The organism is Nonomuraea sp. NPDC050783, from assembly GCF_040802095.1.
Lineage (GTDB): Bacteria > Actinomycetota > Actinomycetes > Streptosporangiales > Streptosporangiaceae > Nonomuraea.
Window position 1 is genome coordinate 518,979 of the sequence record NZ_JBFAHK010000006.1, and the last position, 22,641, is coordinate 541,619.

General features: G+C 74.5%; 24 protein-coding genes and 1 riboswitch. Of the genes, 15 read left to right on the forward strand and 9 right to left on the reverse strand.

Annotated elements, in window-relative coordinates; all coding sequences use genetic code 11:
- Positions 1 to 90 precede the first annotated feature (90 nt).
- Positions 91 to 507 (forward strand): hypothetical protein, encoded by a 417-nt coding sequence (locus tag AB0H75_RS19900; protein ID WP_367798042.1) that lies wholly within the window; start codon positions 91 to 93, stop codon positions 505 to 507.
- A 185-nt stretch (positions 508 to 692) separates the two neighbouring features.
- The gene (locus AB0H75_RS19905; protein ID WP_367798044.1) at positions 693 to 1,121 is read left to right on the forward strand and encodes a MerR family transcriptional regulator; all 429 of its coding nucleotides are present in this window, start codon (positions 693 to 695) and stop codon (positions 1,119 to 1,121) included.
- Between the two features lie 19 nt (positions 1,122 to 1,140).
- Here AB0H75_RS19905 and AB0H75_RS19910 read toward each other — a convergent pair whose 3' ends face one another.
- From AB0H75_RS19910 to AB0H75_RS19925, 4 genes are all read right to left on the reverse strand, one after another.
- Positions 1,141 to 2,301 (reverse strand): pyridoxal phosphate-dependent aminotransferase, encoded by a 1,161-nt coding sequence (locus AB0H75_RS19910; protein ID WP_367798046.1) that lies wholly within the window; start codon positions 2,299 to 2,301, stop codon positions 1,141 to 1,143.
- A gap of 319 nt (positions 2,302 to 2,620) precedes the next feature.
- Complete coding sequence (locus tag AB0H75_RS19915) at positions 2,621 to 3,358, reverse strand: class I SAM-dependent methyltransferase (RefSeq protein WP_367798048.1); 738 nt, start codon at positions 3,356 to 3,358, stop codon at positions 2,621 to 2,623.
- A gap of 78 nt (positions 3,359 to 3,436) precedes the next feature.
- Positions 3,437 to 3,712 (reverse strand): isoamylase early set domain-containing protein, encoded by a 276-nt coding sequence (locus AB0H75_RS19920; protein WP_367798050.1) that lies wholly within the window; start codon positions 3,710 to 3,712, stop codon positions 3,437 to 3,439.
- Between the two features lie 100 nt (positions 3,713 to 3,812).
- Positions 3,813 to 5,018: an aminotransferase class I/II-fold pyridoxal phosphate-dependent enzyme gene (locus AB0H75_RS19925; RefSeq protein WP_367798052.1), complete on the reverse strand. Its 1,206-nt coding sequence runs from the start codon at positions 5,016 to 5,018 to the stop codon at positions 3,813 to 3,815.
- 91 nt (positions 5,019 to 5,109) lie between these two features.
- On the opposite strand from AB0H75_RS19925, the gene pta reads away from it, so the two are divergent.
- Together pta and AB0H75_RS19935 are read left to right on the forward strand one after the other, a co-directional pair.
- A complete protein-coding gene (gene pta / locus AB0H75_RS19930) occupies positions 5,110 to 7,242 on the forward strand; it encodes a phosphate acetyltransferase (protein WP_367798054.1) in 2,133 nt (710 codons plus the stop codon).
- A gap of 40 nt (positions 7,243 to 7,282) precedes the next feature.
- Positions 7,283 to 8,191 carry a hypothetical protein gene (locus tag AB0H75_RS19935; RefSeq protein WP_367798056.1) on the forward strand — a complete coding sequence of 303 codons (909 nt, stop codon included), beginning with the start codon at positions 7,283 to 7,285 and terminating at the stop codon, positions 8,189 to 8,191.
- 36 nt (positions 8,192 to 8,227) lie between these two features.
- On the opposite strand, the gene AB0H75_RS19940 is transcribed toward AB0H75_RS19935, so the two are convergent.
- Entirely contained in the window at positions 8,228 to 9,064 is an 837-nt protein-coding gene (locus AB0H75_RS19940) for a PaaX family transcriptional regulator C-terminal domain-containing protein (RefSeq protein WP_367798058.1), read from the reverse strand.
- Positions 9,065 to 9,188: 124 nt separating this feature from the next.
- On the opposite strand from AB0H75_RS19940, the gene AB0H75_RS19945 reads away from it, so the two are divergent.
- From AB0H75_RS19945 to AB0H75_RS19965, 5 genes are all read left to right on the forward strand, one after another.
- On the forward strand, positions 9,189 to 10,493 hold the full coding sequence (locus tag AB0H75_RS19945; protein WP_367798060.1) for an MFS transporter: 1,305 nt from the start codon (positions 9,189 to 9,191) through the stop codon (positions 10,491 to 10,493).
- Positions 10,494 to 10,595: 102 nt separating this feature from the next.
- Positions 10,596 to 11,645 (forward strand): Rieske 2Fe-2S domain-containing protein, encoded by a 1,050-nt coding sequence (locus AB0H75_RS19950; RefSeq protein ID WP_367798062.1) that lies wholly within the window; start codon positions 10,596 to 10,598, stop codon positions 11,643 to 11,645.
- Between the two features lie 20 nt (positions 11,646 to 11,665).
- A complete protein-coding gene (locus tag AB0H75_RS19955) occupies positions 11,666 to 11,992 on the forward strand; it encodes a hypothetical protein (protein WP_367798064.1) in 327 nt (108 codons plus the stop codon).
- Positions 11,989 to 13,014: a 2Fe-2S iron-sulfur cluster-binding protein gene (locus AB0H75_RS19960; protein WP_367798066.1), complete on the forward strand. Its 1,026-nt coding sequence runs from the start codon at positions 11,989 to 11,991 to the stop codon at positions 13,012 to 13,014. The genes AB0H75_RS19955 and AB0H75_RS19960 overlap by 4 nt, the downstream gene beginning before the upstream one ends.
- A 21-nt stretch (positions 13,015 to 13,035) precedes the next feature.
- Positions 13,036 to 13,803, forward strand: coding sequence for an IclR family transcriptional regulator (locus tag AB0H75_RS19965; protein WP_367798068.1), 768 nt, complete (start codon positions 13,036 to 13,038; stop codon positions 13,801 to 13,803).
- 25 nt (positions 13,804 to 13,828) lie between these two features.
- Here the strand turns inward: AB0H75_RS19965 and AB0H75_RS19970 are convergent, their stop codons facing one another.
- Positions 13,829 to 14,359: an SRPBCC domain-containing protein gene (locus AB0H75_RS19970; RefSeq protein ID WP_367798070.1), complete on the reverse strand. Its 531-nt coding sequence runs from the start codon at positions 14,357 to 14,359 to the stop codon at positions 13,829 to 13,831.
- A 59-nt stretch (positions 14,360 to 14,418) separates the two neighbouring features.
- Between AB0H75_RS19970 and AB0H75_RS19975 the strand changes: the two genes are divergently transcribed.
- Positions 14,419 to 14,889, forward strand: a complete 471-nt coding sequence (locus AB0H75_RS19975; protein WP_367798072.1) for a winged helix-turn-helix transcriptional regulator — start codon at positions 14,419 to 14,421, stop codon at positions 14,887 to 14,889.
- 26 nt (positions 14,890 to 14,915) lie between these two features.
- Here the strand turns inward: AB0H75_RS19975 and AB0H75_RS19980 are convergent, their stop codons facing one another.
- Positions 14,916 to 16,094, reverse strand: coding sequence for an aromatic acid exporter family protein (locus AB0H75_RS19980; protein WP_367798074.1), 1,179 nt, complete (start codon positions 16,092 to 16,094; stop codon positions 14,916 to 14,918).
- 102 nt (positions 16,095 to 16,196) lie between these two features.
- On the opposite strand from AB0H75_RS19980, the gene AB0H75_RS19985 reads away from it, so the two are divergent.
- A complete protein-coding gene (locus AB0H75_RS19985) occupies positions 16,197 to 16,541 on the forward strand; it encodes a sensory rhodopsin transducer (RefSeq protein WP_367798076.1) in 345 nt (114 codons plus the stop codon).
- Between the two features lie 33 nt (positions 16,542 to 16,574).
- On the opposite strand, the gene AB0H75_RS19990 is transcribed toward AB0H75_RS19985, so the two are convergent.
- The gene (locus tag AB0H75_RS19990; protein ID WP_367798078.1) at positions 16,575 to 17,606 is read right to left on the reverse strand and encodes an iron-containing redox enzyme family protein; all 1,032 of its coding nucleotides are present in this window, start codon (positions 17,604 to 17,606) and stop codon (positions 16,575 to 16,577) included.
- A 272-nt stretch (positions 17,607 to 17,878) separates the two neighbouring features.
- On the opposite strand from AB0H75_RS19990, the gene AB0H75_RS19995 reads away from it, so the two are divergent.
- The 3 genes from AB0H75_RS19995 to AB0H75_RS20005 all read left to right on the forward strand — a co-directional run bounded on the left by AB0H75_RS19995 (position 17,879) and on the right by AB0H75_RS20005 (position 21,259).
- Positions 17,879 to 18,748 carry an LLM class F420-dependent oxidoreductase gene (locus AB0H75_RS19995; protein ID WP_367798080.1) on the forward strand — a complete coding sequence of 290 codons (870 nt, stop codon included), beginning with the start codon at positions 17,879 to 17,881 and terminating at the stop codon, positions 18,746 to 18,748.
- Positions 18,749 to 18,998: 250 nt separating this feature from the next.
- Positions 18,999 to 19,139: riboswitch (cyclic di-AMP (ydaO/yuaA leader) on the forward strand.
- A gap of 11 nt (positions 19,140 to 19,150) precedes the next feature.
- Entirely contained in the window at positions 19,151 to 19,855 is a 705-nt protein-coding gene (locus AB0H75_RS20000) for a CHAP domain-containing protein (RefSeq protein ID WP_367798082.1), read from the forward strand.
- A gap of 279 nt (positions 19,856 to 20,134) precedes the next feature.
- The gene (locus AB0H75_RS20005; RefSeq protein WP_367798084.1) at positions 20,135 to 21,259 is read left to right on the forward strand and encodes a hypothetical protein; all 1,125 of its coding nucleotides are present in this window, start codon (positions 20,135 to 20,137) and stop codon (positions 21,257 to 21,259) included.
- A gap of 7 nt (positions 21,260 to 21,266) precedes the next feature.
- Here the strand turns inward: AB0H75_RS20005 and AB0H75_RS20010 are convergent, their stop codons facing one another.
- On the reverse strand, positions 21,267 to 21,839 hold the full coding sequence (locus tag AB0H75_RS20010; RefSeq protein ID WP_367798086.1) for a TetR/AcrR family transcriptional regulator: 573 nt from the start codon (positions 21,837 to 21,839) through the stop codon (positions 21,267 to 21,269).
- Between the two features lie 79 nt (positions 21,840 to 21,918).
- Between AB0H75_RS20010 and AB0H75_RS20015 the strand changes: the two genes are divergently transcribed.
- The gene (locus AB0H75_RS20015) at positions 21,919 to 22,419 is read left to right on the forward strand and encodes an FBP domain-containing protein (RefSeq protein WP_367798088.1); all 501 of its coding nucleotides are present in this window, start codon (positions 21,919 to 21,921) and stop codon (positions 22,417 to 22,419) included.
- Positions 22,420 to 22,641: the final 222 nt, after the last annotated feature.

A 22,641-nucleotide genomic window follows, 5' to 3' on the forward strand; every position in this document is an offset into this window, starting at 1 on the left:
CCGGAGGGTGCGGGCCGGGGGACGGCGGCGGACGCCTCCGCGTCTCCCCCTTCTGACCTGCGTTCTCACCCACGACGAAAGGAGATGCACGTGCACGCATGGGTGAAGGCGGGTGTCCGGGCCACGGCCGCGGGCGCACTGCTCACGCTGCTCGCCTCGCCGGCCACCCCGGCGCTCGCCTCGGCGGTGACCCCGGCGGTGACCCCGGCGGTGACCCCGGTGTCCGCCTCGGCGGCGCTCGGCTGCCTCACCGAGACCCTGAACGAGTCCTGGGGGGCGGGGAGCGTCACCGCCTGCTCGGGCGGCCAGTCCGGATCGGGCTGGACCAGGGACAAGAAGTCCGACGGGAAGTGCGTCCAGGCGGTCGTCGTGTTCCTGTTGCCGCAGGGCGGCAGGTCGAGCTGGCAGGCGCCGCGGTCCTGCCCGAAGGACGACTACGACAACTTCAGCATCCCGTCGCCGGGCAACTCCATCGGGGTGGCCGACATCGATTTCCTGAACCTCTGACCTGATCAGGAGGAGGCGCCGGCGTCCGGGGAACGGGCGCCGGCGCCTCCGCGCGCGGTTCTCGGGGGCTGTTCTCGGGGGCGGCGGGGGCGGTGGGGACGGTTCCTGTGCTCCGTGGATCCGCATGTCGCCTACGCTGAAACCTGACGTTGACGTCAGAGGCTAGCGTGGTGATGGAGGTCACGATGCGTATCGGCGAGTTGGCGGCGCGGTCCGGCGTCAGCGTGCGGGCCCTGCGCTACTACGAGGAGCAGGGGCTGCTGAAGGCGGGCCGCAGCGGGTCCGGGCAGCGCCACTATCCCGACTCGGCGCTCGAGCGGGTTCACCTGATCCAGATGCTCTACGCGGCCGGCCTGTCCAGCAGGACCATCGCCGAGTTGCTGCCCTGCGTCGAGGCCAAGGCCAGCACTCCGCAGTCCCGGGCGCGGCTGCTGGCCGAGCGCGATCGCATCGACGCGCAGATCTCCGGGCTGACCCGTACCCGTGACCGCCTCGACGCGGTCATCGCCGCGACCGAGAGCCCCGCCGGCTGCTGCGCGTGGGAGGCCGACGCGGAGGGCGCCGACGCGGAGGCCGTCGGTGGAGGAGGCGCCACGCGGGTGGTACGAGCGTAGCCGGGCGAGCGCCGGCCGCTCAGCCCAGGGCCAGGGCGAAGCGGTCGCCGAGGGTGGCCAGGCGTTCGACGGGTTCGTTGGCGAACACCAGCCGCAGGTAGTGCCCGCCGCTGGGCCCCCAGCCGTCCATCGGGGTGGCGGCGACCTTCGCCCGGTCGAACAGGCGCCGCGACAGCTCGGCCCCGGTCAGCCCCAGGGGCCGGGCGTCCAGCAGGAGCGACCAGCCGCCGTGCGGCCGGACGAGCGGGTAGGCGGCCAGCCGGCGCAGCACCTCCTCGCAGCGCCGCCGCCACACGGCGGTGGCGGCCGCGACGTCGGCCTCGGCGTCGGGCGCGGCCAGCGCGGCGGCCACGGCCTCCTGGGCCAGGCCGACCTGGCAGACGACGTTGGTCAGGCCGACCAGGCGGATGTCGGCGAGGACGGGCGCGGGGCCGACCACCCAGCCGACGCGCCAGCCGATGAGCCGCAGCTCCTTGGAGGCCGAGCCGACCGTGATGGTGCGCCGGGCCAGGCCCTCGTGGGCGGCCGGATGGCTGGGCGGGCGGCCGTCGAAGCGGATGCGTTCCATGGCCGCGTCGTAGATCAGCCAGGCGTCGTGGCGCTCGCAGGCGGCGGCCAGCGCCGACCAGTGCCGCTCGTCCAGGACGAGGCCGGTCGGCATCGCCGGGCTCATCATCAGGACCGCCGCCGTGCCCGGCCCGACGGCGGCGGCCAGCCGGTCGGGATCGACGCTCCAGCCGTCCGGGGCGGGCCGCGCGGGGACGAAACGGGGCACGCCGCCCGCCAGCCGGACCCGGTTGACCAGACCGGCGTAGATGGGGTCGCACAGCACGACCTCCTGGCCGGGCTCGACGGTCGCCAGCAGCGTGTTGAGGATGCCGTTGAGCCCGCCGGCCACGCTGACGCACTCGGTGGCGGCGTCGTAGCGGCGCCCGGCCAGGCGCCCGACGTGCGCGGCGGCGGCCTCGCGCAGGCTGCGGCGGCCCTGGAAGGGCAGGTAGCTGTTGGCCGCGTCGTCGTCGACGGCCGCGCGCGTGGCCGTCAGGGCGACGGCGGGCGGACGCAGGTCGGTGTCGAGGTTCTCCAGCCGCAGGAACTCCGGGTCGTCCGCGGCGTCGGCCGCGTCGCCGACGGCGTCCACGCCGATGCCGGGAATGTCGCGCAGCCGCGTCACCGTCATGTGCCCTCCCGCAGGCAGGCCCGGTCCGGCCACCCGGCCGGTCGGTACGGTCAACGCCACTGTGCGGGCAGGCGCGGGCCGGGCGCAAGGGGGCCGGTGTCCCGGGGGGTGAGGGGACGCGGGTCGGGGACGGCGCCGGAGGACAGGCAGAGGGCGGGCGTGTCAGGGACGGTGGTGGGAGACCGGAGGCGGGGAGCGCAAGGTCGGGGGCGGCGGGAGGCCGGAGCGGAGGACGCGGGTCAGGGACGGAGGGTGCAGGTCAGGGACGGAGGGTGCAGGTCAGGGACGGAGGGTGCAGGTCAGGGACGGAGGACGCGGGTCAGGGACGGAGGGCCAGGAACACGTGCTCCCTGCCGGGCCGGTCCGGCGCGTCGCGGACCTCACGCACGACGTACCCGTGCGCGGCCAGGTCCGCCTCGACCTCCTCGCGCTCGCGGAAACGCAGCGTCGAGTCCGACGTCAGCACCGCCCCGTCGCGGGCGAAGACCCACGTCCCGCGGAAGGTCACCAGCGGCCCCTGGACGTCGAGCAGGTCGTACCACTGCTCCACCCGGCCCACCCCTTCGACGTCGGTCGCCTGGTAGGAGTCGGCGCGGTTCCACTCCAGCCACGCCCGCCGGGCCGGCACCCGGGTCTCGAACACCAGGTGCCCGCCCGGCCGCAGCGCCTGCCGCACCTCGCGCAGCGTCGTCCGCCAGTCGTCCGGCTCGGTGATGGCCTGGGCGACGTTGCCCGTCATGGTCGCCAGGTCCGCGCGCACCGGCGGCGCCGCCCCCGGCAGGGCGCGGGCGTCGCCGTGGATCCAGCGCACCCGGTCGGCGCCGGGCTTGGCGCGGGCCACCGCCAGCGACGCCGCGGCCGGGTCCAGCCCGGTCACCTCCAGGCCGCGCCCGGCCAGCAGCAGCGCGAACGTGCCGGTGCCGCACCCGACGTCCAGCACGCCGCGCGCGCCCAGCTCGGCGGCGATCGCCGCATAGAGGTCCAGGTCGGAACGGTCGGGATCGAGCGGGTCGTAGACGGACGCCAGCCGGGGGTCCTCGAACTGCTCATCTGCCATGCCCGGACACCCTAGATCGCGGGCCCGGCCGCCCGCCACGGGATATCGGCGGCCTCCGCCCGGGGGGCGGGCGGGCGTTCAGAGGCGGAGCAGGCTGCCGTGCTGGTCGATCTGGTCGGCCGCCTCGTCGTCGAACCAGAGCCCGCCGGTGGCCAGGTAGCGGAAGCGGTGCGTGCCGGGCGGCAGGATCACCGACACCGTACGCGTGCCGTCGCGGCGCGCGCGCAGCTCGTGCCGGCCGGGTGACCAGCCGTTGAAGTCGCCGACGACGCTGACGACGCCGTCGGGCTGGTGGGCGGGCAGCGCGAAGGTGATGCGGGTCTTCTTGCCGAACAATGCCGTACGCCTGAGCATGGGACATCCTCCCAGGGGGATGGGGAACGGCCCTAGCTTGACGGGTCCGGCAGCCGGGAGGAACAGGACGCGCCCGTCGTAACCCACATTTCACCAGAAATCACGGTAATCGGCGGGAATCGGGTAGCAGGCCCAGCCGGCGCCCGGCCACGGCGAAGGCCGCGCCGATCCGGTCGAGCTGCCGCCCGGTATGGGCGGCGGTGAGGCTGACCCGGATGAGCGCCTGCCCCGCCGGCACCCCCGGCGCGATCATCGCGGTGGTGAACACCCCCTCGTCGAACAGCTCCCGCCACAACCGGAAGCACAGCAGGTCGTCGCCGACCGGCACCGCGACGACCGGCCGGTCCGACGGGACGACGGCGTACCCCAGCGCGGCCAGCTCCCCGCCGACCCGGGCCGCGGCCGCCCGCACCCGGGCGCGGCGCTCCGGCTCGGCCGCGACGATCTCCAGGGCGGCCAGCGCGGCCGCCGCGCAGGGCGGCGACAGCGCCGCGGTGAACACCATCGGCCGCGCGTAGTGCCGCAGGTAGGCGATGACCTCGCGCGGCCCGGCCACCGCGCCGCCGATGGTGCCCAGCGCCTTGGAGAAGGTCAGGGTCTGCACGTCCACCGCGTCCTCCAGGCCGTGGTGCTCGGCCGCGCCCCGCCCGTCCTCGCCCAGCAGCCCGGCGTCGTGGGCGCTGTCCATGACGACGCGGGCCCCGTACGCGCGGGCGAGCTTGGCCAGCCCGGGCAGGTCGCACAGCGCGCCGGAGGTGGAGAACATGCCCTCGGTGATGATCAGCCGGCCCGCGTCCGGCGCGGTGGCCTCCAGCAGCCGCTCCAGGTGCTCCAGGTCGTTGTGGCGGTAGCGGCGCAGCCGCACGCCGCCCAGGCGGGCCGCGTCGATCAGGCAGGCGTGCACCAGCCGGTCGCCGAGCACCGCGTCGCCCGGCGCCATCAGCGCGGCCAGCGACAGGTTGGCCAGGTAGCCCGCGCTGGTCACCATGACCGCCGGCCGCCGCAGGAAGGCCGCCAGCCGCTCCTCCAGTTCCTCGTGCAGGGCCAGCGAGCCGTTGCTCAGGCGCGAGCCGCCGCTGCCGGTGCCCAGCCGCCGGACCGCCGCCGTCGCGGCCCGCTTGACCCGCTCGTCACCCGACAGGCCCAGATAGTCGTTGGAGCCGGCCTGCACGAGCACCCGGCCGTCGATGACGACCTCTCCCCCGCCCGGCCGCTCCCGCACGGCCCGGTAGTAAGGGTAGACACCGAGATCGCGGACGAGATCGTAGGTGTCGGGCATCCGGCACCGCGCGAACACGTCGGCCATCGTTCACCACCTTCCGGTCGATCGCACTCCCCGTGGGTACGAGTCTGGCCCGCGTCGCGGCCCGCCGTCGGCGGCGGACACAATGGGGCATATGACACGTGCGGTGTACGTCGCGGCCAGTGAGGCGGAGAGCAACAAGGGCACCGTCGCCCTCGGCATGGTGGAGCTGCTGTCCCGGCAGGTGGAGACCGTGGGGGTGTTCCGGCCCGTGGTGCGCGCGGGCCGCGAGGACAACCTGATCAACACCGTCCGCAGCCGCTTCCAGCTCGCCCTGCCCTACGACGCCTGCGCCGGCGTCACCTACGACGAGGTGCACGCCGACGCCGACCGCGCCGCCGGCGACATCGTGGCCCGCTACCGCGAGCTGGCCGGCCGCTGCGGCGCCGTGGTGGTCATCGGCACCGACTACACCGACGTCGGCGCGCCCACCGAGTTCGAGTTCAACGCCCGCCTGGCCGCCGACCTGGGCACTCCCGTCCTCAACGTGGTCAGCGGCCGCGGCCGCACCGCCGCCGAGATCGCCGCCGCCGTGGAGGTGTCGTCCCGGCAGCTCGCCCACCACCACGCCCGCGAGCTGGCCGTGGTCGTCACCCGCGCCGGAACCGGGGACGGGATCGGAGACGGGATCGGAGACGGGACCGCAACCGGCGCGGGGGCCGGGGCGGGGACCGGGACGCTTGGGGCAATCGGGGCGGCCGGGGAGGGGCATCCCACGCCGGTGTACGTGCTGCCGGAGACGCCCTCCCTGCGCGCCCCCACCGTCGCCGACCTGATGCAGGCCTGCGACGGCCGTTTCTACCTGGGCGAGCGCGACGGGCTCGGCCGCGAGGCCGGCGGCCTGATGGTGGGCGCGATGTCGCTGCCCGGCATCCTCGACCGCTACACCGAGGGCACTGCGCTGATCATCCCCTCCGACCGGGCGGCCGCGCTGCTGCCCGGCTTGATCGCCGCGCACAGCGCCCCCGGCTTCCCCGCCCTGTCCGCGGTGATCATGACCGGCGGGATGGAACTGCCCGCCCCCGTCGAGCGCCTGCTGCGCGGCATGACCATCCCCGTGCCGGTGATCGCCACCGACCACGACACCTTCGACACCGCCACCCGCCTGTCGGCGGTGGAAGGCCGCTTCACCCCCGAGGCCGCGGCGAAGATCGACACGGCGCTGCGGCTGTTCGCCGAGCACGTCGACGGCCAGGAGCTGCTGCGGCGGCTGTCCATCGCCAGGACCGACGTCGTCACGCCGCTGATGTTCGAGTACGAGCTGCTGGACCGGGCGCGGGCGCGCCGCCGGCGCATCGTGCTGCCCGAGGGCGAGGAGCCGCGCGTCCTGCGCGCCGCCGAGGTGCTGCTGCGCCGCGGCGTGGCCGAGCTGACCCTGCTCGGCGACCGCGAGCGCATCGCCGCCCAGGCCGCCCGGCTCGGCGTGGACCTCGACGGCGCCGCCGTGCTCAGCCCGTTCGACCCCGAGCTGCGCGAGCGGTTCGCCCGCGAGTACGCCCGGCTGCGCGCCCACAAGGGCATCACCGTCGAGCTGGCCCGCGACACCGTCACCGACGTGTCCTACTTCGGCACGCTCATGGTGCAGCAGGGGCTGGCCGACGGCATGGTGTCGGGGGCCGCGCACACCACGGCGCACACCATCCGGCCGGCGTTCGAGCTGCTGCGCCTCGGGCTGGTCTCCAGCGTGTTCTTCATGTGCCTGGCCGACCGGGTGCTGGTCTACGGCGACTGCGCGGTCAACCCCGACCCGGACGCCGCCCAGCTCGCCGACATCGCGATCTCCTCGGCCCGCACGGCGGCGTCGTTCGGGGTGGAGCCGCGCGTGGCGATGTTGTCGTACTCGACGGGCGCCTCCGGCGCGGGCGCGGACGTCGACAAGGTGCGCCAGGCCACCGAGCTGGTACGCCGCCGCCACCCCGACCTGCCGGTGGAGGGCCCCATCCAGTACGACGCCGCGATCGACCCCGCCGTGGCCCGCGCCAAGATGCCCGGCAGCGAGGTGGCCGGCCGCGCCACGGTGTTCGTGGTGCCCGACCTCAACACCGGCAACAACCTCTACAAGGCGGTGCAGCGCAGCGCCGGCGCGGTCGCGGTCGGGCCGGTGCTGCAGAACCTCCGCAAACCGGTCAACGACCTGTCGCGGGGCGCGACCGTCGCCGACATCGTCACCACCGTCGCCATCACCGCCGCCCAGGTCCGCGACGACGAGCCCGCCACCCATGAATGAGCCGGCCGCCGAGGCCGCACGTCCGCACGGGAGCACGACCTTGGCCGTACGCGCCGCGACCGACGACGACATGCCCGCCGTCCGGCGGATCGCCCGCCGCTTCGACCTGCTGACCGGCTGGCCCGCGGAGACCGACTTCCTGGACGCCGAGCGCGCGTTCGGCGCCCTGCTGGTCTCCGGCGAGGACGACGGGGAGGGGGGCGGGGCGGGGGGCGGGGCGGCCGGGTTCGGCGGGACGCTGCGGCGCGGGGCCCTCACCCACCTGGGCGACCTGTTCGTGCTGCCCGAGCGCCAGTCCTCCGGCACGGGCCGCGCCCTGCTGGAACGGCTGCTGGCCGGGGACGGGCCGAAGGTCACCTTCGCCTCCTCCGACCCCCGGGCGATGGCCCTGTACGTCCGGCGCGGGCTGCGCCCCTGGACGCCGCTGCTCTACCTGAGCGGCCCCACCGCCGGCCTGCCCGCCGGGTCGCGGGTCCGGGCGGCCGGGGCGCGGGAGGTCGCCGCCGCCGACGCCCGCGCCGCCGGCGGCGCCCGCCCCGGCACGCTCGCCTGGTACGCCGCCCTGCCCGGCGTCACCGTCCACGTCACCGTCACCGCGGGGACCGGCGGGGAAGCCGGATGGGAGGCCGGCGGAGAGGCCGGCGGAGAGGCCGGTTACGCGTTCGCCCGCCGCCTCGGCCGGGAGGTCCTGATCGGCCCGGCGGGCGGCGACAGCCCGGACGGCTGCGCGCGGGCCGTGCTCGGCGCCCTGGCCGCCGTCCGGGGCGCCGTCCGGGCCGTCGACGGCGCCCCGCAGGCCCGCCTCGCCGTCCCGGGCACGCACCCCCTGGTGCCGGTGCTGCTGGGCGCCGGCTGGCGGATCGGGGACATGGACACGTTCATGGCCGACGACGCCGCCCTCGACCTCGTCCGCCCCGACCGCTACGTCCCCCACCCCGACCTCGGCTGACCGGCCCCGGCCGGCTGACCGGCGGGCGCGGCGCCGTCACGGGCGCACGGGGATCTCGTCGAGCACGGACGTGGCCAGCGCCGCGGCGCTGGGCTCGTAGCGGCGGGCGAGGGTGTGGAACACGGTCTCGGCGCGGATGCCCGGCCAGTCGGCCGGCAGGTGCTCGGCGGGCAGGCGGGGGTCCTGGCGGACGAGCTGCAGCCAGTCGGTGTGCAGGAACAGCTGCCTGGCCAGGTCGTCCACGGCCGACGGCAGCGGGCGCGCGGTGTCCCAGCGGCCGAGGAAGGCCCGGTAGCGCTCGGCGATCTGGTCGGTGTCGAACGCCTTGCGCACCAGGTCGGCCGACTCCGTCGGCTTGTACGCCCGCGCCTGCAGCACGGTGACGTTGTCGCCCAGGCCCAGCGGGGCCAGCATCGCCTCCACGTCCTTGGCCCCCGGCGCGATCCACAGCCCGCCCTGCAGCAGCCCGAAACCGGCCCAGATGAGCTGGGAACGCAGGTCGTGGCGGGTGCTGCGCTCGCTGCCCGGCAGGGAGAAGCCGACGATCGTCCAGGTGCCGTCCCAGTCGCGGTTGACCGCGCCCCTCTCCCAGACGTGCCTTCGCCCGTTGTCGAGGACCTCCGTGGCGTGCGGCGTGAGCCCGAAGTAGACCTTCTTGCCCTGGCGGTGCCTGGCCAGCAGGTTGCGTTTGACCATGCGGGTGAGCGTCGAGCGCACCGCCTCCTCCGAGACGCCGAGGCGGGCGAAGACGTCGATGACGCTGCCCGAGTAGACGGCGGTGTCGCGCCCCAGCACGTAGATGCCGAGAAAGCTGAACATCAGCGACTGGGGGCGCGCCGAAGGCCGGTCGTGCTGCTCGTCCTCGTCCTTCACAGGGATGAGCGTAGACCGAACAGATAAGTCGGGCAAAGTATTGACTTAGGTCGAAAGTATGCCCAACGTAGGTCCACCGGCATTACACCGGAGCCCCTTCCACGAGGTGAGGAGCCCCCCACTCATGTCCGATCCCGTCCAGCTGCGCCGCGCGGTCGCCTCCAGCTTCCTCGGCAGCGTCATCGAGTACTACGACTTCCTCCTGTACGCCACGGCCTCGGCCGTCGTGTTCAACAAGGTCTTCTTCTCCAACCTCGACCCGCTGGTCGCCACGGTGGCCAGCCTGGGCACCTTCGCCACCGGCTACCTGTCCAGGCCCATCGGCGGCATCGTGTTCGGCCACTTCGGCGACCGGCTGGGGCGCAAGCGCATGCTGGTGCTGACCATGGTGCTGATGGGCGTGGCCAGCTTCCTCATCGGGCTGCTGCCCACGTACGCGCAGGCCGGGGTGCTCGCCCCCGTCGCGCTGGTCCTGCTGAGGGTCGTGCAGGGCGTCGCGGTCGGCGGCGAGTGGGGCGGCGCGGTGCTGATGTCCGCCGAGCACGCCACCGCCCGCCGCGGCCTGTGGGCCAGCTTCACCAACGCCGGCGCGCCGTTCGGCATGGTGCTGTCCACGGGCGCGCTGAGCGGCACCGTCGCCCTCGTCGGCAACGAGGCGTTCCTGGCCTGGGGGTGGCGGGTGCCGTTCCTGATCAGCATCGTGCTGCTCGCCATCGGCCTGTTCGTCAGGACGCGGGTGGAGGAGACCCCGGTGTTCAGCGCCGCCGTCAAGGAGCGCCCCTCCCGGGCCCCGCTGCTGGACGTGCTGCGCGGCCAGCCCAGGACGCTGCTGCTCGGGGTCGGCGTGGGGCTGGCGGCGTTCGTGGCGCAGGGCACGCTCACCACGTTCCTCATCGCGTACGGCGTGGCGGCCGGCTTCGAGCGGCAGACCGTGCTGAACGGGCTGACGCTGTCGTCGGCGCTGGCCGTGTTCGGCATCCTCGGCTGGTCGGCGCTGTCGGACCGGATCGGGCGGCGGCCGGTCGTCGTGATCGGCGCGCTGGTCATGGCGGTGTTCGCGTTCGCGCTGTTCCCGCTGGTGAACACGGGCAACGCCGCGCTGCTCACCGCCGCGCTCGTCCTCGGCCAGGCCGTCGTGCACCCGATGATGTACGGCCCGCTGGCCGCGCTCTACACCGAGCTGTTCAGCACCCGTACCCGCTACACCGGCGCGTCGCTCGGCTACCAGCTGGCCGGGCTCGGCGCCGGGCTCGCCCCCGTGGTGTTCGCCCAGATCCAGGCGTCCAGCGGCGGCGGCGGGACCCTGGTCATCTCGGCCGTCATCGCCGCCACGTGCCTGCTGGCCGTGGTCTGCACGCTCGCGCTCAAGGAGACCAGCCGCGGCGACCTCGCCGAGCCGGTCGCCTCCGAGGCCGCCACCGCGCCCTGAGCCGGACCCCGGAGGCATTCGTTTTCCGGCATCCGGAAACCGCCGTTCCGCGGTCGCCGTGACCCAGGTCACCATCGTTCCACCCCGGTGAAGGAGCCGCCCATGTCAAGCATCCCCCGCGACCAGTGGTACGTCGCCGCCTACGGCCGCGAGATCGGCCAGGAGCTGTTCAGCCGCACCATCTGCGGCGAGTCCATCCTGTTCTGGCGGACCCGCGCCGGAACCGTCACCGCCGTGTCGGACCGCTGCGTGCACCGCAGGTTCCCGCTGTCGGAGCCGCCCAGCCGGCTGGTCGACGACCAGGTGGTGTGCGGCTACCACGGCTTCACCTACGGCGCCGACGGCGGCTGCGTGGCCGTCCCCGGCCAGGCCCGGGTGCCGCGCACCGCCCGGCTGAAGAGCTACCCCGTCGTCGAGCAGGACTCGTTCGTCTGGGTCTGGATCGGCGACCCGGCCAGGAGCGACGCCACCCGCATCCCGCGGGCGCCCTGGCTGGTCTCGCCCGACTACACCACCGTGTCCGGGATGGAGCCGCTGAAGGCGAGATTCGGGCTGCTGGTGGACAACCTGCTCGACCTGTCGCACGAGACGTACCTGCACGGCGGCTACATCGGCACGCCCGAGGTCGCCGCCACCCCGATCACCACCGAGGTGGACGAGGAGGCCGGGATCGTCTACGTCAGCCGCCACATGGACGACGCCGAGTGCCCGCCGTTCTACGCCAAGTCCACCGGGCTGAGCGGGCGGATCATGCGCTGGCAGGACATCGAGTACACCCCGCCGTGCCTGTACAAGCTGCACTCGCGGATCGCGCCGCTGGGGGTGCTGCCGAACGCCGACGGCACCGACCCGGACGCCTTCCACGTCGAGGTCGTGTACGCGATCACGCCCGAGACGGAGCACACCACGCACGACTTCTGGGCCGTGGCGCGGGACTTCGCCCTGGACGACCAGGGCGTGTCGGACTTCCTCGCCGACAACAACCGGACCGTGGTGCTTCAGGACGTGGCCGCGCTGGACGTGCTGGAGCGGGTGATCGCCACCGAGCCGGAGGGCTACCAGGAGCTGTCGATCAACATCGACACCGGCGGGCTGGCGGCGCGGCGCATGCTGGCCCGGCTCGCCGGGCAAGGCGTCGGCAGCCGGGTGTGACGGGCATGGACTCGGCAGGCATGGACTTGGCAGGCATGGAGCCGGCGAGCACGGGCCCGACGGGCACGGGCCCGACGGGCACGGGGTCGGCGAGCACGGGGTCGGCGGGGATGGAGCCGGCGGGCATGCTCACCGGGCGTGGGGTGCTCCGGGTGGTGTGGCTGCCCGGCAGCGACGTGTTGCGGGGCCGGTGCCACTGCGGCGCCGTCCGCGACGCCCAGGGGCCGGTCGAGGTGTGGGAGTGGCTTCTCGCCCACCCGGCCGGCCACTTCCCCGAGCCGGACCCGGGCCCGCCCCCGGCCGGCGCGGGCCCGGAGCGGGCGGTCCCCGCGGGGACGGCCCGATGACCGGCCCGATGACCGGCCCGATGACCAGCCGGGAGGGCATAGCGGGCACGGCGGGAGCGGCGGGAGCGGCGGGGCGTGCCGATGGCGGCGCGGCCGAGCGCAAGGTCGTCGTGCACGCGCGTGAGCAGGTGGCCGAGGGAGTCGTCACGCTCGAACTGCGCGATCCGGCCGGCGGGGAGCTGCCCGGCTGGTCGCCGGGCGCGCACATCGACCTGGTGCTCGGCGGCGGCGACCTCGTCCGCCAGTACTCGCTGTGCGGCGACCCCGCCGACCGGACGGCGTGGCGGATCGCCGTGCTGCGCGAGCCCGCCGGCCGGGGCGGCTCGGCCTACGTGCACGACGAGCTGCGCCCCGGCGCCACGGTCCTGGCCCGCGGCCCCCGCAACAACTTCCCGCTCCACCCCGCCGCCCGCTACCTGTTCATCGCCGGAGGGATCGGGATCACCCCCATCCTCCCCATGATCGCCGCCGTCGGAGGCGCCCGGTGGCGGCTGGCCTACGGCGGCCGCACGGCGACGTCGATGGCGTTCGCCGACGAGCTGCGCGCCGCCCACGGCGACCGCGTGCTGCTGTGGCCGCAGGACGAGCACGGCCTGCTCGACCTCGACGCCCTCCTGGCCGAGGAGCCCCTGGACACCCTGGTCTACTGCTGCGGCCCGGCCCCGCTCCTGGAGGCCGTCGAGGCGCGGTGCGCCGACCGGCCGCTGCACGTCGAACGCTTCACCCCGAAGGAGGCGGGCGAGCCGGTCGTGGCCGGCGCGTTCGAGGTCGAGCTGGCCGTCTCCGGCCTCACCCTGACGGTGCCGCCGGACCGGTCGATCCTGCAGGTCGTGGAGGAGGCGGGCGTGCCCGTCCTGACCTCGTGCCGGGAGGGCACCTGCGGCACCTGCGAGACGCCCGTCCTCGACGGCGTCGTGGACCACCGCGACTCGCTGCTCACCCCCGAGGAGCGGGCGGCGAACGACGTGATGTTCGTCTGCGTCTCCCGCGCCGCCTGCCCCAAGCTGGTCCTCGAACTCTGAACGAGAAGCCGGGAGCCGTCGATGCCGTCGATGCCGTCAGCAGCCGCGCGGACCGGGCCGGTCGTGGCGCGGGCGCTGCAGGTCCTCGGCGCGTTCACCCCCGACCGGCGGTCGCTGACGCTCAGCGACCTGGCCCGGCACTCCGGGCTGCCGGTGTCCACGGTGCACCGGCTGGTGGCCGAGCTCGTGGCCTGGGGCGCGCTGGAACGCGGCCCGGCGGGCTGCTACCACATCGGCCTGCGCCTGTGGGAGATCGGCTCGCTCGCCCCGCGCGGGCTGGGCCTGCGCGAGGCCGCGCTGCCGTACCTGGAGGACCTGTCGCAGGTGACCCGCGAGAACGTGCAGCTGGCCGTGCGCGAGGGCGCCGAGGTGGTGTTCGTCGAACGGATCGCGGGCAGCGGCGCGGTGCCGGTGCTCACCAGGGTCGGTGGCCGCTTCGCGCTCACGGCCACCGGCGTCGGCCTGGTCCTGCTCGCCCACGCCCCCGCCGACGTGCAGGAGCAGGTCCTGGCCCGCCCCGTCGAGCGCTACACCGAGCGCACGCTCACCACCGCCCGCCAGATCCGCGCGGCCCTGGCCGACACCCGCGCCCGCGGCTACGCCGTCAGCGACCGCCAGGTCACCATGGACGCCCTGTCCGTCGCCGCCCCGATCCACGACCTCGACGGGCAGGTCGTGGCGGCCGTGTCGCTGGTCGTCCACCACGGCAGCGCCTCGACCCAGGCGCTCGCCCATCTCGTCCGCACCAGCGCCCGCGCCATCTCCCGCGCCCTCCCGCCACGGCACTGAGGACGGCCGGCCCGTCCCGGCGGGCTCAGGCGCCGGCCGGCTCCGTACGCCCGGCGCGGGCGGCGGTGGCGGCCCGCTGGTGGACCGGGATGTCCCCGTCCTCGCCGGGGTTGGGCTGTCCCTTGCCCGTGTTGATCAGGTCGCGCAGGCTGCCGTCGATGTAGCCGCTCCAGGCGTTGGCGCACACGTCGTAGCACTCGTGCGCCGGGACCAGGCCCACGTGGGTGAAGCGGATCTCGGCGCCGCCGTCCTTGCCGGTGATCTCGAAGACGACGTCGGTGCCCTTCCACTCGCCCTGGTCGGTGACGAAGTCGAAGTGGTTGTCCAGGACACGCCAGACGACCTTCCTGCCGGGCTGGAGCTCGGTGATCTGGACCGTACAGCGGTGGACGTCCTTGTAGTGGTGGTAGAACACGGCGCCGGCCTGGTCGGTGACGCCTTTGACGTCCTCGGACCACCAGCCGCGCACGTCGGTGACGCCCTCGAACGCCTCCTGCGGGCTCTTGTCCACCGTGACGGTGGTGGTGAAGTGCCGCCGCTCATCTGCTTGCATCATGCAAGTCACCGTAGAGCCATACGCTTTCATGACGCAAGTGGTTCGGTAGGATCAGTGACGTGTTGGGAAAGAGCTACGAGTCCCAGGTGTGCTCCATCGCGCGCGCCCTGGAGGTGGTCGGCGAACGCTGGAGCCTGCTCATCGCGCGCGAGGCCGTGTTCGGCGGGGTCACCCGCTACGGCGAGTTCCAGCGCAGGTTGGGCATCGCCACGAACGTGCTCAAGACCCGCCTGGCCGGCTTCGTGGAGGCCGGGATCATGCGCCGCGAGAGATCCCCGGAACACCCCGACCTGTACGAGTACCTGCTGACCGACAAGGGCCGCGCGCTCGCGCCCGTGCTGGTCGCGCTCACCGAATGGGGCGACCAGTGGGCGACCGACGGGGAGCCGCCGATCCTCTACACCCATGCCGCCTGCGGCCACGGCGTCACCCAGCGCACGACGTGCGCCCACTGCGGCCGCGTGGACGACCCGGCCGAGATCAGGGCCGTCCTCGGCCCCGGCCACCCCTCCCGGACCCCCGCCGCCTGACGGGCGACCGCGACCTGGCGGGTCGCTCAGGGGAAGGCGTCGCGGTGCGGCCCGTGGTCGGGGTCGAACTCGTGCCGGATACGGGCACAGTCCTCCAGCAGCGCCCCCTGCAACGACCGCAGCCGGTCGTCACCCACCCGGTCCAGCAGCGCCAGCGACAGCCGCTGCTGGTGCTCGCCGTCGCGCAGCGCCGCCCGCAGCTCCCGCAGGTCCTCGCCGCGGCCCCGGCCGACCTGCAACCGCCCGAACGTGGCGAACAGCCGCGCCAGCGTGGCCAGCTCCCCGGCCAGCGGCTCGGGCAGCTCGGCCGCCTCCTCGCCCGGCAGCCCGCGCACGCCCGCCACCAGGTCCGCCAGCCCCCTGGCCACGCCCCGCAACTGCTGGCAGGCGTGATCCAGGCAGGTCGCGGCCTCGGCCACCTGCCGCAGCCGGCGGTCGTAGCGGCGGCGGCGCAGCGACAGGCGTACCGACTCGGCCGCCTGGTCGGCCGTCGCCTCCATGTCCTCCAGCCGCCGCGCCAGGCCGCGGGCCCGCTCCAGCCAGTCCTCGGCCACGTCCTTGCCCCACCGCGAGCGCAGCCCGCCCGCCATGTCCTCGGCCAGCTCCGACAGCTCGCCCGACAGCTCGCACAGCTCCCGCATGGCGTGCTCCACGTAGCGCGGCGGCAGGATCAGCAGGTTCGCCGCGATGCCGATGGCCGCGCCCAGCAGCACGTCCGCCAGGCGGGCGAAGCCGTAGGTGCTGCCCAGCGACAACACCAGCAGCGCGGTGATCGGGATCTGCACGTTCTGGGCCGGCAGGTTGAGCAGGCGGGTCAGCACCAGGCCCGACACCACCAGCACGCCCAGGGTCAGCGCGTTGACGCCCATCAGCCAGATCAGGCCCGTCGCCGCCCCCACGCCCACGACGATCGCGCCGACCTGCTGCGCGCCGCGCACCACCGTGCTGTAGGCGGTCGCCGAGACCGTCAGCAGCACGCCGATGGGCACCAGCACCGGCAGCGCCAGCTTGAGCACGACCGCCGCCAGCCACCAGCCGAACACGCACGCCCCCGTCACCTTGACGGTCTGGACCAGCTGCTCGCGCTCCATCCGCAACCAGCGGCCCGGCCCCAGGCTCTTGATGCCCTCCAGCGCCGCCGTCCCGCTCGCCAGGATGCGGCCCAGCGGAGAGCCGCCGCTGCCGCGCCCCTTTCCGGTCTCCATGCCGGTGACCTGCCCAGCAAGGAAGCCGGATAGAGCGCGCCTTTGTGGGTAGCGGCCTGTGGGTAGCGGCACGACGGAGGCACGAGGACACGGGAGTCGCGTATGAGGACGTCAGTCGGAGCCGAGAAGATGGCGGTCACCGAGGGCTGGGTGGCCGGTGACCGGCTCAGCCTGTCCAACTCCGGGCCGCGCAACGCCTGCGTCGAGCTGACCTTCTGCGCCGAGGGCCAGCGGCCGCTGGGCCCGTACCGCATGACCGTCCCCGCCCGGCGCAGCCGCGCCATGTCGCTGGACGACCTGGCCGGCCCCGCCGCGGCCCTGTCGCCCGGCACGCTCTACGCCGTCGCGATCGTCTCCGACGCCGACGTGGTGGCCCAGCTCACCCACGACCTCACCCACGACGCGCACGAGGCCCACGAGGCCCACGGACAGCGCCCGGCCGCGTGAGGCCGGCCCGCCGCCGGGCCCGGCCGATCACGGTCAGGCGGGGCTGGCGGTCATCACGTCGTCCTGCGGCACCCGGTTCTCCAGCGAGCTGGCGCCCTGCCGCCAGCGGTCCAGGACGTGGCCCGCCCACAGCCGCTCCACGCCCAGCGCGCACGCCGCCCCGTACAGGATGTCGCCGGTGAGCGACGGCTCCTGCACCGCCAGGCCGGTGCACAGGTCGTGCGCGGCGATCTGCTCGTGCACGGCGTCGGCCTGGACGTGCTCGTCGTAGAAGCGGGTGGCCGCCGCGTCCCCGCCCAGCCGGCGCAGCGCCGTGGCGTAGCGGCGGTTGGGCAGCGAGGAGGTCATCTCCAGCGCCGCCAGATGGCCGGCCAGGGCGCCCCGCAACCGGCGGTGCAGCCCGAACAGCGACATGACGTTGGAGACCGCCAGCGTGATGCCGGGCACCCGCTCCAGGTAGGCGCCGTAGGAGGCGTCCAGCCCCAGCCCGGTCATGGTGGCCTTGAACAGCTCGGCGTGCACGCGCTCGGCGTGGCCGCCGCCGTACTCGTCGGACTGGATCTCCACCAGGGCGGCCTTGGGCACGCCGTGCAGGCGCGGGATGGCCCACGTGTGCGGGTCGGCCTCCTTGAGGTGGTAGATCGAGCGGTGCACGACGAACTCGCGGAAACGGCCCAGATCGGCCTCACGATGCAGGTACGCCGACAGCGCCGGGCCCTGCTGCTCGTCGTGGGCGACCAGCTCGTTCAGCGCGCGGCGCACCTGATGGGGCGGCACCGGCGCGGGACGCGGCACGGCGTGCTCCAGGGCCGCCTCCAGGCAGCGTTCGAGCTCGCGGCGCAGGGCCAGCAGCGACGGCTGCCACTCCCAGCGCTCGTCCACGTCCTCGAAACCGCGGTAGTGCAGCTCATAGCAGACGAACAGGGCCAGCTGCAGGTCGCCGTCCTCCAGCGCGCGGGCGCAGGGCGGCGTCACCAGCGGCGGCTCCACGTCGGCGGGCGCGCCGGCCAGGCGCTCGAACAGGCCGGCGGTGATGGGTCCGCGGGCGGCGGGCAGGCGCATCATGCCCCTCCCTTGCGACGGTCGCCGGCGGCGCGGCCGGGATCCCGAACGATGTCACAGCTGATGCTCCGGTCGGCGCCGCATCGGGCGCGCAGCTCGGACGTCGGCACTTCACCCCCTGGTGCTCCCCGTCGGTACGCGGCCCTCAGCTGCCCGGGCCTCCGAGGTCCAAACTACGGGCGCCCGGCATCGCGGCCGGTCAGGCGCGTCGTAGGCACCCGGACGCCGCGGGGTCCCCGATGATGAGGGGAAGATCACGATGACAGGAGCCACGCATGCAGATCGGTGTCGTCTTCCCGCAGACCGAGATCGGCGCCGATCCGGCCGCGGTGCGCGCCTACGGGCAGCGCGTCGAGGAGCTGGGCTTCCGCCACCTGCTGGCCTACGACCACGTGGTGGGCGCCGACCCGGCGGTGCACCGGGGCTGGTCGGGCCCCTACGACGTGCACACCACCTTCCACGAGCCGATGGTCCTGTTCGGCTACCTGGCCGCGCTGACGTCGCTGGAGCTGGTGACCGGCATCATCATCCTGCCGCAGCGGCAGGCGGTCCTGGCCGCCAAGCAGGCTGCCGAGATCGACCTGCTCACCGGCGGCCGCTTCCGCATGGGCGTGGGGCTGGGCTGGAACCGGGTCGAGTACGAAGCCCTCGGCCAGGACTTCGCCGGCCGGGGCCGGCGGGTGGAGGAGCAGGTGGCGGTGATGCGGCGGCTGTGGAGCGAGCAGACGGTCACCTTCGAGGGCGAGCACCACCGGGTGACGGGCGCCGGCCTGGCGCCGCTGCCGGTGCAGCGGCCGATCCCCGTCTGGTTCGGCGCGCAGTCGCCCCCCGCCTACCGGCGGGCCGGGCGGCTGGCCGACGGCTGGTTCCCGCAGATGTCGCCCGGGCCCGACCTGGAGCAGGCCAGGGCCGTGGTCGGGGAGGCCGCCGAGCGGGCCGGGCGCGACCCGTCCCGGCTCGGCATGGAGGGGCGGGCGAGCTGGACGGGCAGCGCCGGCGAGCTGGAGGAGCTGGCGGGCCGCTGGCGGGAGGCCGGCGCCACGCACCTGTCGATCGACACGATGCGGGCCGGGCTGCGCTCGGTCGAGGAGCACCTGGCCGCCCTGGAGAGCGCCGCGGCGGCACTCGGCCTCGCGGCGCGCTGACCGGCCACACCCCCGGCCACACCCCCGACCGCGGCCGCGAGCGGTTCTACCTCCACCTCGATCCCCTCACCTGGGGCTGACCCCGGCCATGCCCGCGCGGGCCGTCATGGGGATTTCGTGACCCGGGAATGACCCAGGTCAGAGGGCTGTTATACCTGTCCGTGAGCGGGGCCGCGACTGCGGGCCGCGCCGAGCGGCGTCCGGATCCCGGGCGCCATGTTCGCACCATCCTCCCACCGCGGGCCCACGTCGCCCGCGGCCGCTGAATCCGCCTCGCGCGGAACCGGGGACCCACGTCCGATCGGGGTGAATCGGCACGTCCGCGTGCCGTAGGGCAGCTTCCACCGCCCGAACCCGTCAGCTAACCCGGTAAGCGGCATGGAAGCAAGGAGCAATCGCCTCATGGCCATCAGCCGACTCATCCGTGCCCCGAAACCGTCCCTCTCGAAACTGCCCTTCTCGAAGCTGCCCGCCGCCAGGCTCGCGCTGGGCGCGACCCTCGCCGCCTCCGCCTTCGGCGCCCAGGCCGCGGTGACCGCGCAGGCCGACACGGCCGCCCAGCAGTCCGCGTCGGCCGCCCGGCACTCCGCCCAGGACAGCGGCGCCCGCGTGAACGTCACCGCCCAGCAGGTCCTGAACCTGGCCCGGGAGCAGGTCGGCACGTCCGAGGACGGCAACGGCGGCGGCACCAAGTTCCAGCAGTGGTACGCCTCCTCGCCGCGCGCCGGCGAGACCGTCCTGCGTGACGGCGGCAGCCGGGGCGCCTACCTGAACGCCCCGTGGTGCTCGATGTTCGTCTCCTGGGTCGGCGAGCAGAGCGGCGCCCGCTCGCAGGTCGGCTGGGACGCCTACACCGTCGCGCACGCCAAGTGGTTCGCCGCCAACGGCCGCTGGGGCGGCGAGGCCAGGCCCGGCGCCGTGGTGTTCTTCTCCTGGAGCGGCAGCAAGAGCCTCAGCGCCATCAACCACGTCGGGTTCGTCGTCAAGGACAACGGCGACGGCACGATCTCCACGATCGAGGGCAACACCGGCAACGGCAAGGTCGAGCAGCGGGTCCGCCCGGCCTCCCAGGTCGTCGGCTACGGCTACCCGAACTACGCCGTCTGATCCACCGCCCCCCGTCCGCCACCCTCCGTCCGCCACCCTCCGTCCTCGCCGAAAGCGCGCATCCCGTCCCCGGGGTGCGCGCTTTCGTCGTGAGTGGCGATGCCGGCGCTAGCATGGTGGTGTGCGGCCGTCCGCGCCCAACCTCCGGCGACCCGCCCCAGCCGGGTCACCCCAGGAGGCAAAGGGAGGTTCACCTCCCGGACGAGTGATCTGTTCGTCGGTCGTGCGCCCGCCGTACCGGTCGCTGGGGGATCCGCGGACGGCGCGCGGGAGACGTCCATGACCAAGCAGGCTGACTTCAAGCGGCGCGTGCGCGCCCGCATGGCGAAGACCGGCGAGTCGTACGCGACCGCCCGCAGCCGCCTCCTGGGCGAGCGGCCCACCCCGGTCGAGGAGCGGATGGCCACAGCGCTGCACATCAGCAACGGCGACGCCACCGACCTCCCCGGCACCGGGCTGGCCGAGCGCGTCGTCTACTGGCGCGATGTGCTCCACGAAGGGCCCGTCCCCGCGGTCGGGCGCGAGGAGCTGCGCAGGATCAGGGCCGAGTTCCTGGTCGGGGCCGGCGTGGACGACCACGGCGAGAGCATCCGCATGTTCCTGGAACGCGACGCCGCCGTGGACGCCAACCGGGACGGCGAGTACGTCCTGTGGTTCGAGGCCGACCTCTACGACCAGCTCCAGATCGTGGAGATCCTGGCCCGCCTGGCCGAGCTGGAGGTGCCGGCCGGGCGCGTCACGCTGATCTGCATCGGCGAGCACCCCGGCATCGCCCGCTTCGGCGGCCTCGGCCAGCTGGACCCCGGGCAGCTGCGCGAGCTGCCCGGGACCAGGGCGTGCGCCAGGCTCACCCCGGCCGCGCTCGACCTGGCGACCCGGGCCTGGGCGGCCTTCCGCGCCCCGACGCCGGACGGCCTGCCGGCCATCGCCGCCACCCGCTCCGGCGAGCTGCGCTTCCTCGGCGAGGCCTTCGAACGCCTCTGCCGCGAGTACCCCTCCACCCGCGACGGGCTCTCCCTCACCGAACGCCGCGTCCTGGCCGCCGCGGCGGACGCCACGGACGCCACGGACGCCACGGCCGGCGACGTCTTCGTCCGCGCCGCCTCCCGCGAGGCCCGCCCCTACCTCGGGGACGACTGGTGCTTCGCGGCGATGGACCGCCTGGCCCGGGCGCCGCATCCGCTGCTCGACGTCCGGCCCGCCGGCGCCCCGGTCGACCGCCGCACCCTGGTGCGCCTGACCGGCGCCGGCGCGCGGGTGCTGGCGGGAGAGGAGGACCACGTGACGCTCAACGGCGTCGACCGGTGGATCGGCGGCGTGCATCTGACCGGCCGCGACGTGCGGTGGAGATGGGACGAGGGCCGGGAGGCCCTGACCACGACCGGCCCGCCCTCCGGCGGCTGAGCGGGCGTCAGCCGTCCGGCGGCCAGTCGCGCAGGACGGCGTCCAGGGCGTCGAGGGTCCTGGCCCAGGACAGGTCCACCGCGCGCGGGGTGCGGCTGAAGCCGCCCTGCCGCTCCAGGCTCACAAAGCCGTGGAAGGTGCTGTGCAGCATGCGCACGGCGTCGGTCTGGGCGGGCTCGGACAGGTCGTAGCCGCGCAGGATGGCCCGCGTCATCTCCGCGTGCCGGCGGGCCGCGCTGGCGTGCGCGGTCTCGTCGTCCAGCTCGATCTGGGCGGCGGCGTAGCGGCCGGGATGCTCCTTGGCGTAGCCGCGGTAGGCGTCGGCGAAGGCCACCAGCGCGTCCTTGCCGGCGCGGCCGGCCAGGGCGGTGGCGGCCCGGTCGGCGAGCTCGGCCAGGGCCAGCACCGCCACCCGGACCCTCAGGTCCTGCGCGTCCTTGACGTGGGCGTACAGGGCGGCCGGCTTGACGCCGAAGCGGCGGGCCAGCGCCGAGACGGTCACGTTGGGGAAGCCGATCTCGTCGGCCAGCTCGGCCGCGGCCCGGGTCAGGCGGTCGGCGGTCAGTCCCGCACGTGCCACGCGGGCTCCTTCCGTTCCACAGAACTTAAAGCCTTTAATCATTTGCATAATAGCATTAAGGAAACTAGCCTCGCCGCTCATGAGACCACTCACCGAGCACGACATCCGCGCCTCGTTCATCAACTGCTCCAAGGGCGAGGCCAAGCGCGCCGGCCTCCCCCAGGATCTCGCCGCCCAGCCCTGGGACGACCTCGACTTCCTCGGCTGGCGAGATCCGGGGGCACCCGAGCGCGCCTACCTGATCGCCGAGCGCGACGACGGCTCCCTGGCCGGGCTCGCCCTGCGCGTGACCTCGGGCGCGGCCCGCGGCTTCACCTCGCGCAGCATGTGCTCGCTCTGCCTGACCACGCACACCAGCGGCGGCGTCGCGCTGATGACCGCCCGCCGCACCGGCGAGTCCGGCCGCCAGGGCAACTCCGTCGGGCAGTACCTGTGCGCCGACCTGGCCTGCTCCCTGTACCTGCGCGGCAGGAAGGAGGCGGCGGGCGGCGGCGTCGTGGAGGAGTCGCTCACCCTGGCCGACAAGCTCGCCCGCACCCGGGTCAACCTGCGCGCCTTCCTGGACAAGGTCGCAGCGTGAGCGCCCCGGTCTGTCAACGCCGCCCCGGCCGGCCACCCGCCCCGCCACGGGCGCCCGGCGCCGGCGGTGGTGAAAGGTTCACGGGTAGGCGCGTCCGCCTGGCTGGTCGGGGCGGGTGCCGGCCCGGGCGGCGTTGACAGGGCGGGGCGGGGACGCGAAACATCGTCGGCGGAACAGTGTTGGGAGCGCTCCCAAACGGTGCCGGGCCGAGCCCGGGGAAAG

Bases quoted from the DNA above. Each gene is read 5' to 3' on its own strand.
- AB0H75_RS20015 (WP_367798088.1), top strand. From the start codon at position 21,919: ATGAGACCACTCACCGAGCACGACATCCGCGCCTCGTTCATCAACTGC.
- AB0H75_RS19905 (WP_367798044.1), top strand. From the start codon at position 693: ATGCGTATCGGCGAGTTGGCGGCGCGGTCCGGCGTCAGCGTGCGGGCC.
- AB0H75_RS20005 (WP_367798084.1), top strand. From the start codon at position 20,135: ATGACCAAGCAGGCTGACTTCAAGCGGCGCGTGCGCGCCCGCATGGCG.
- AB0H75_RS19960 (WP_367798066.1), top strand. From the start codon at position 11,989: ATGACCGGCCCGATGACCGGCCCGATGACCAGCCGGGAGGGCATAGCG.
- AB0H75_RS19980 (WP_367798074.1), bottom strand. From the start codon at position 16,094: ATGGAGACCGGAAAGGGGCGCGGCAGCGGCGGCTCTCCGCTGGGCCGC.
- AB0H75_RS19995 (WP_367798080.1), top strand. From the start codon at position 17,879: ATGCAGATCGGTGTCGTCTTCCCGCAGACCGAGATCGGCGCCGATCCG.
- AB0H75_RS19955 (WP_367798064.1), top strand. From the start codon at position 11,666: ATGGACTTGGCAGGCATGGAGCCGGCGAGCACGGGCCCGACGGGCACG.
- AB0H75_RS19950 (WP_367798062.1), top strand. From the start codon at position 10,596: ATGTCAAGCATCCCCCGCGACCAGTGGTACGTCGCCGCCTACGGCCGC.
- AB0H75_RS20000 (WP_367798082.1), top strand. From the start codon at position 19,151: ATGGCCATCAGCCGACTCATCCGTGCCCCGAAACCGTCCCTCTCGAAA.
- pta (WP_367798054.1), top strand. From the start codon at position 5,110: ATGACACGTGCGGTGTACGTCGCGGCCAGTGAGGCGGAGAGCAACAAG.
- AB0H75_RS19915 (WP_367798048.1), bottom strand. From the start codon at position 3,358: ATGGCAGATGAGCAGTTCGAGGACCCCCGGCTGGCGTCCGTCTACGAC.
- AB0H75_RS19910 (WP_367798046.1), bottom strand. From the start codon at position 2,301: ATGACGGTGACGCGGCTGCGCGACATTCCCGGCATCGGCGTGGACGCC.
- AB0H75_RS19920 (WP_367798050.1), bottom strand. From the start codon at position 3,712: ATGCTCAGGCGTACGGCATTGTTCGGCAAGAAGACCCGCATCACCTTC.
- AB0H75_RS19965 (WP_367798068.1), top strand. From the start codon at position 13,036: ATGCCGTCGATGCCGTCAGCAGCCGCGCGGACCGGGCCGGTCGTGGCG.
- AB0H75_RS19970 (WP_367798070.1), bottom strand. From the start codon at position 14,359: ATGATGCAAGCAGATGAGCGGCGGCACTTCACCACCACCGTCACGGTG.
- AB0H75_RS19990 (WP_367798078.1), bottom strand. From the start codon at position 17,606: ATGATGCGCCTGCCCGCCGCCCGCGGACCCATCACCGCCGGCCTGTTC.
- AB0H75_RS19985 (WP_367798076.1), top strand. From the start codon at position 16,197: ATGAGGACGTCAGTCGGAGCCGAGAAGATGGCGGTCACCGAGGGCTGG.
- AB0H75_RS19945 (WP_367798060.1), top strand. From the start codon at position 9,189: ATGTCCGATCCCGTCCAGCTGCGCCGCGCGGTCGCCTCCAGCTTCCTC.
- AB0H75_RS19925 (WP_367798052.1), bottom strand. From the start codon at position 5,018: ATGGCCGACGTGTTCGCGCGGTGCCGGATGCCCGACACCTACGATCTC.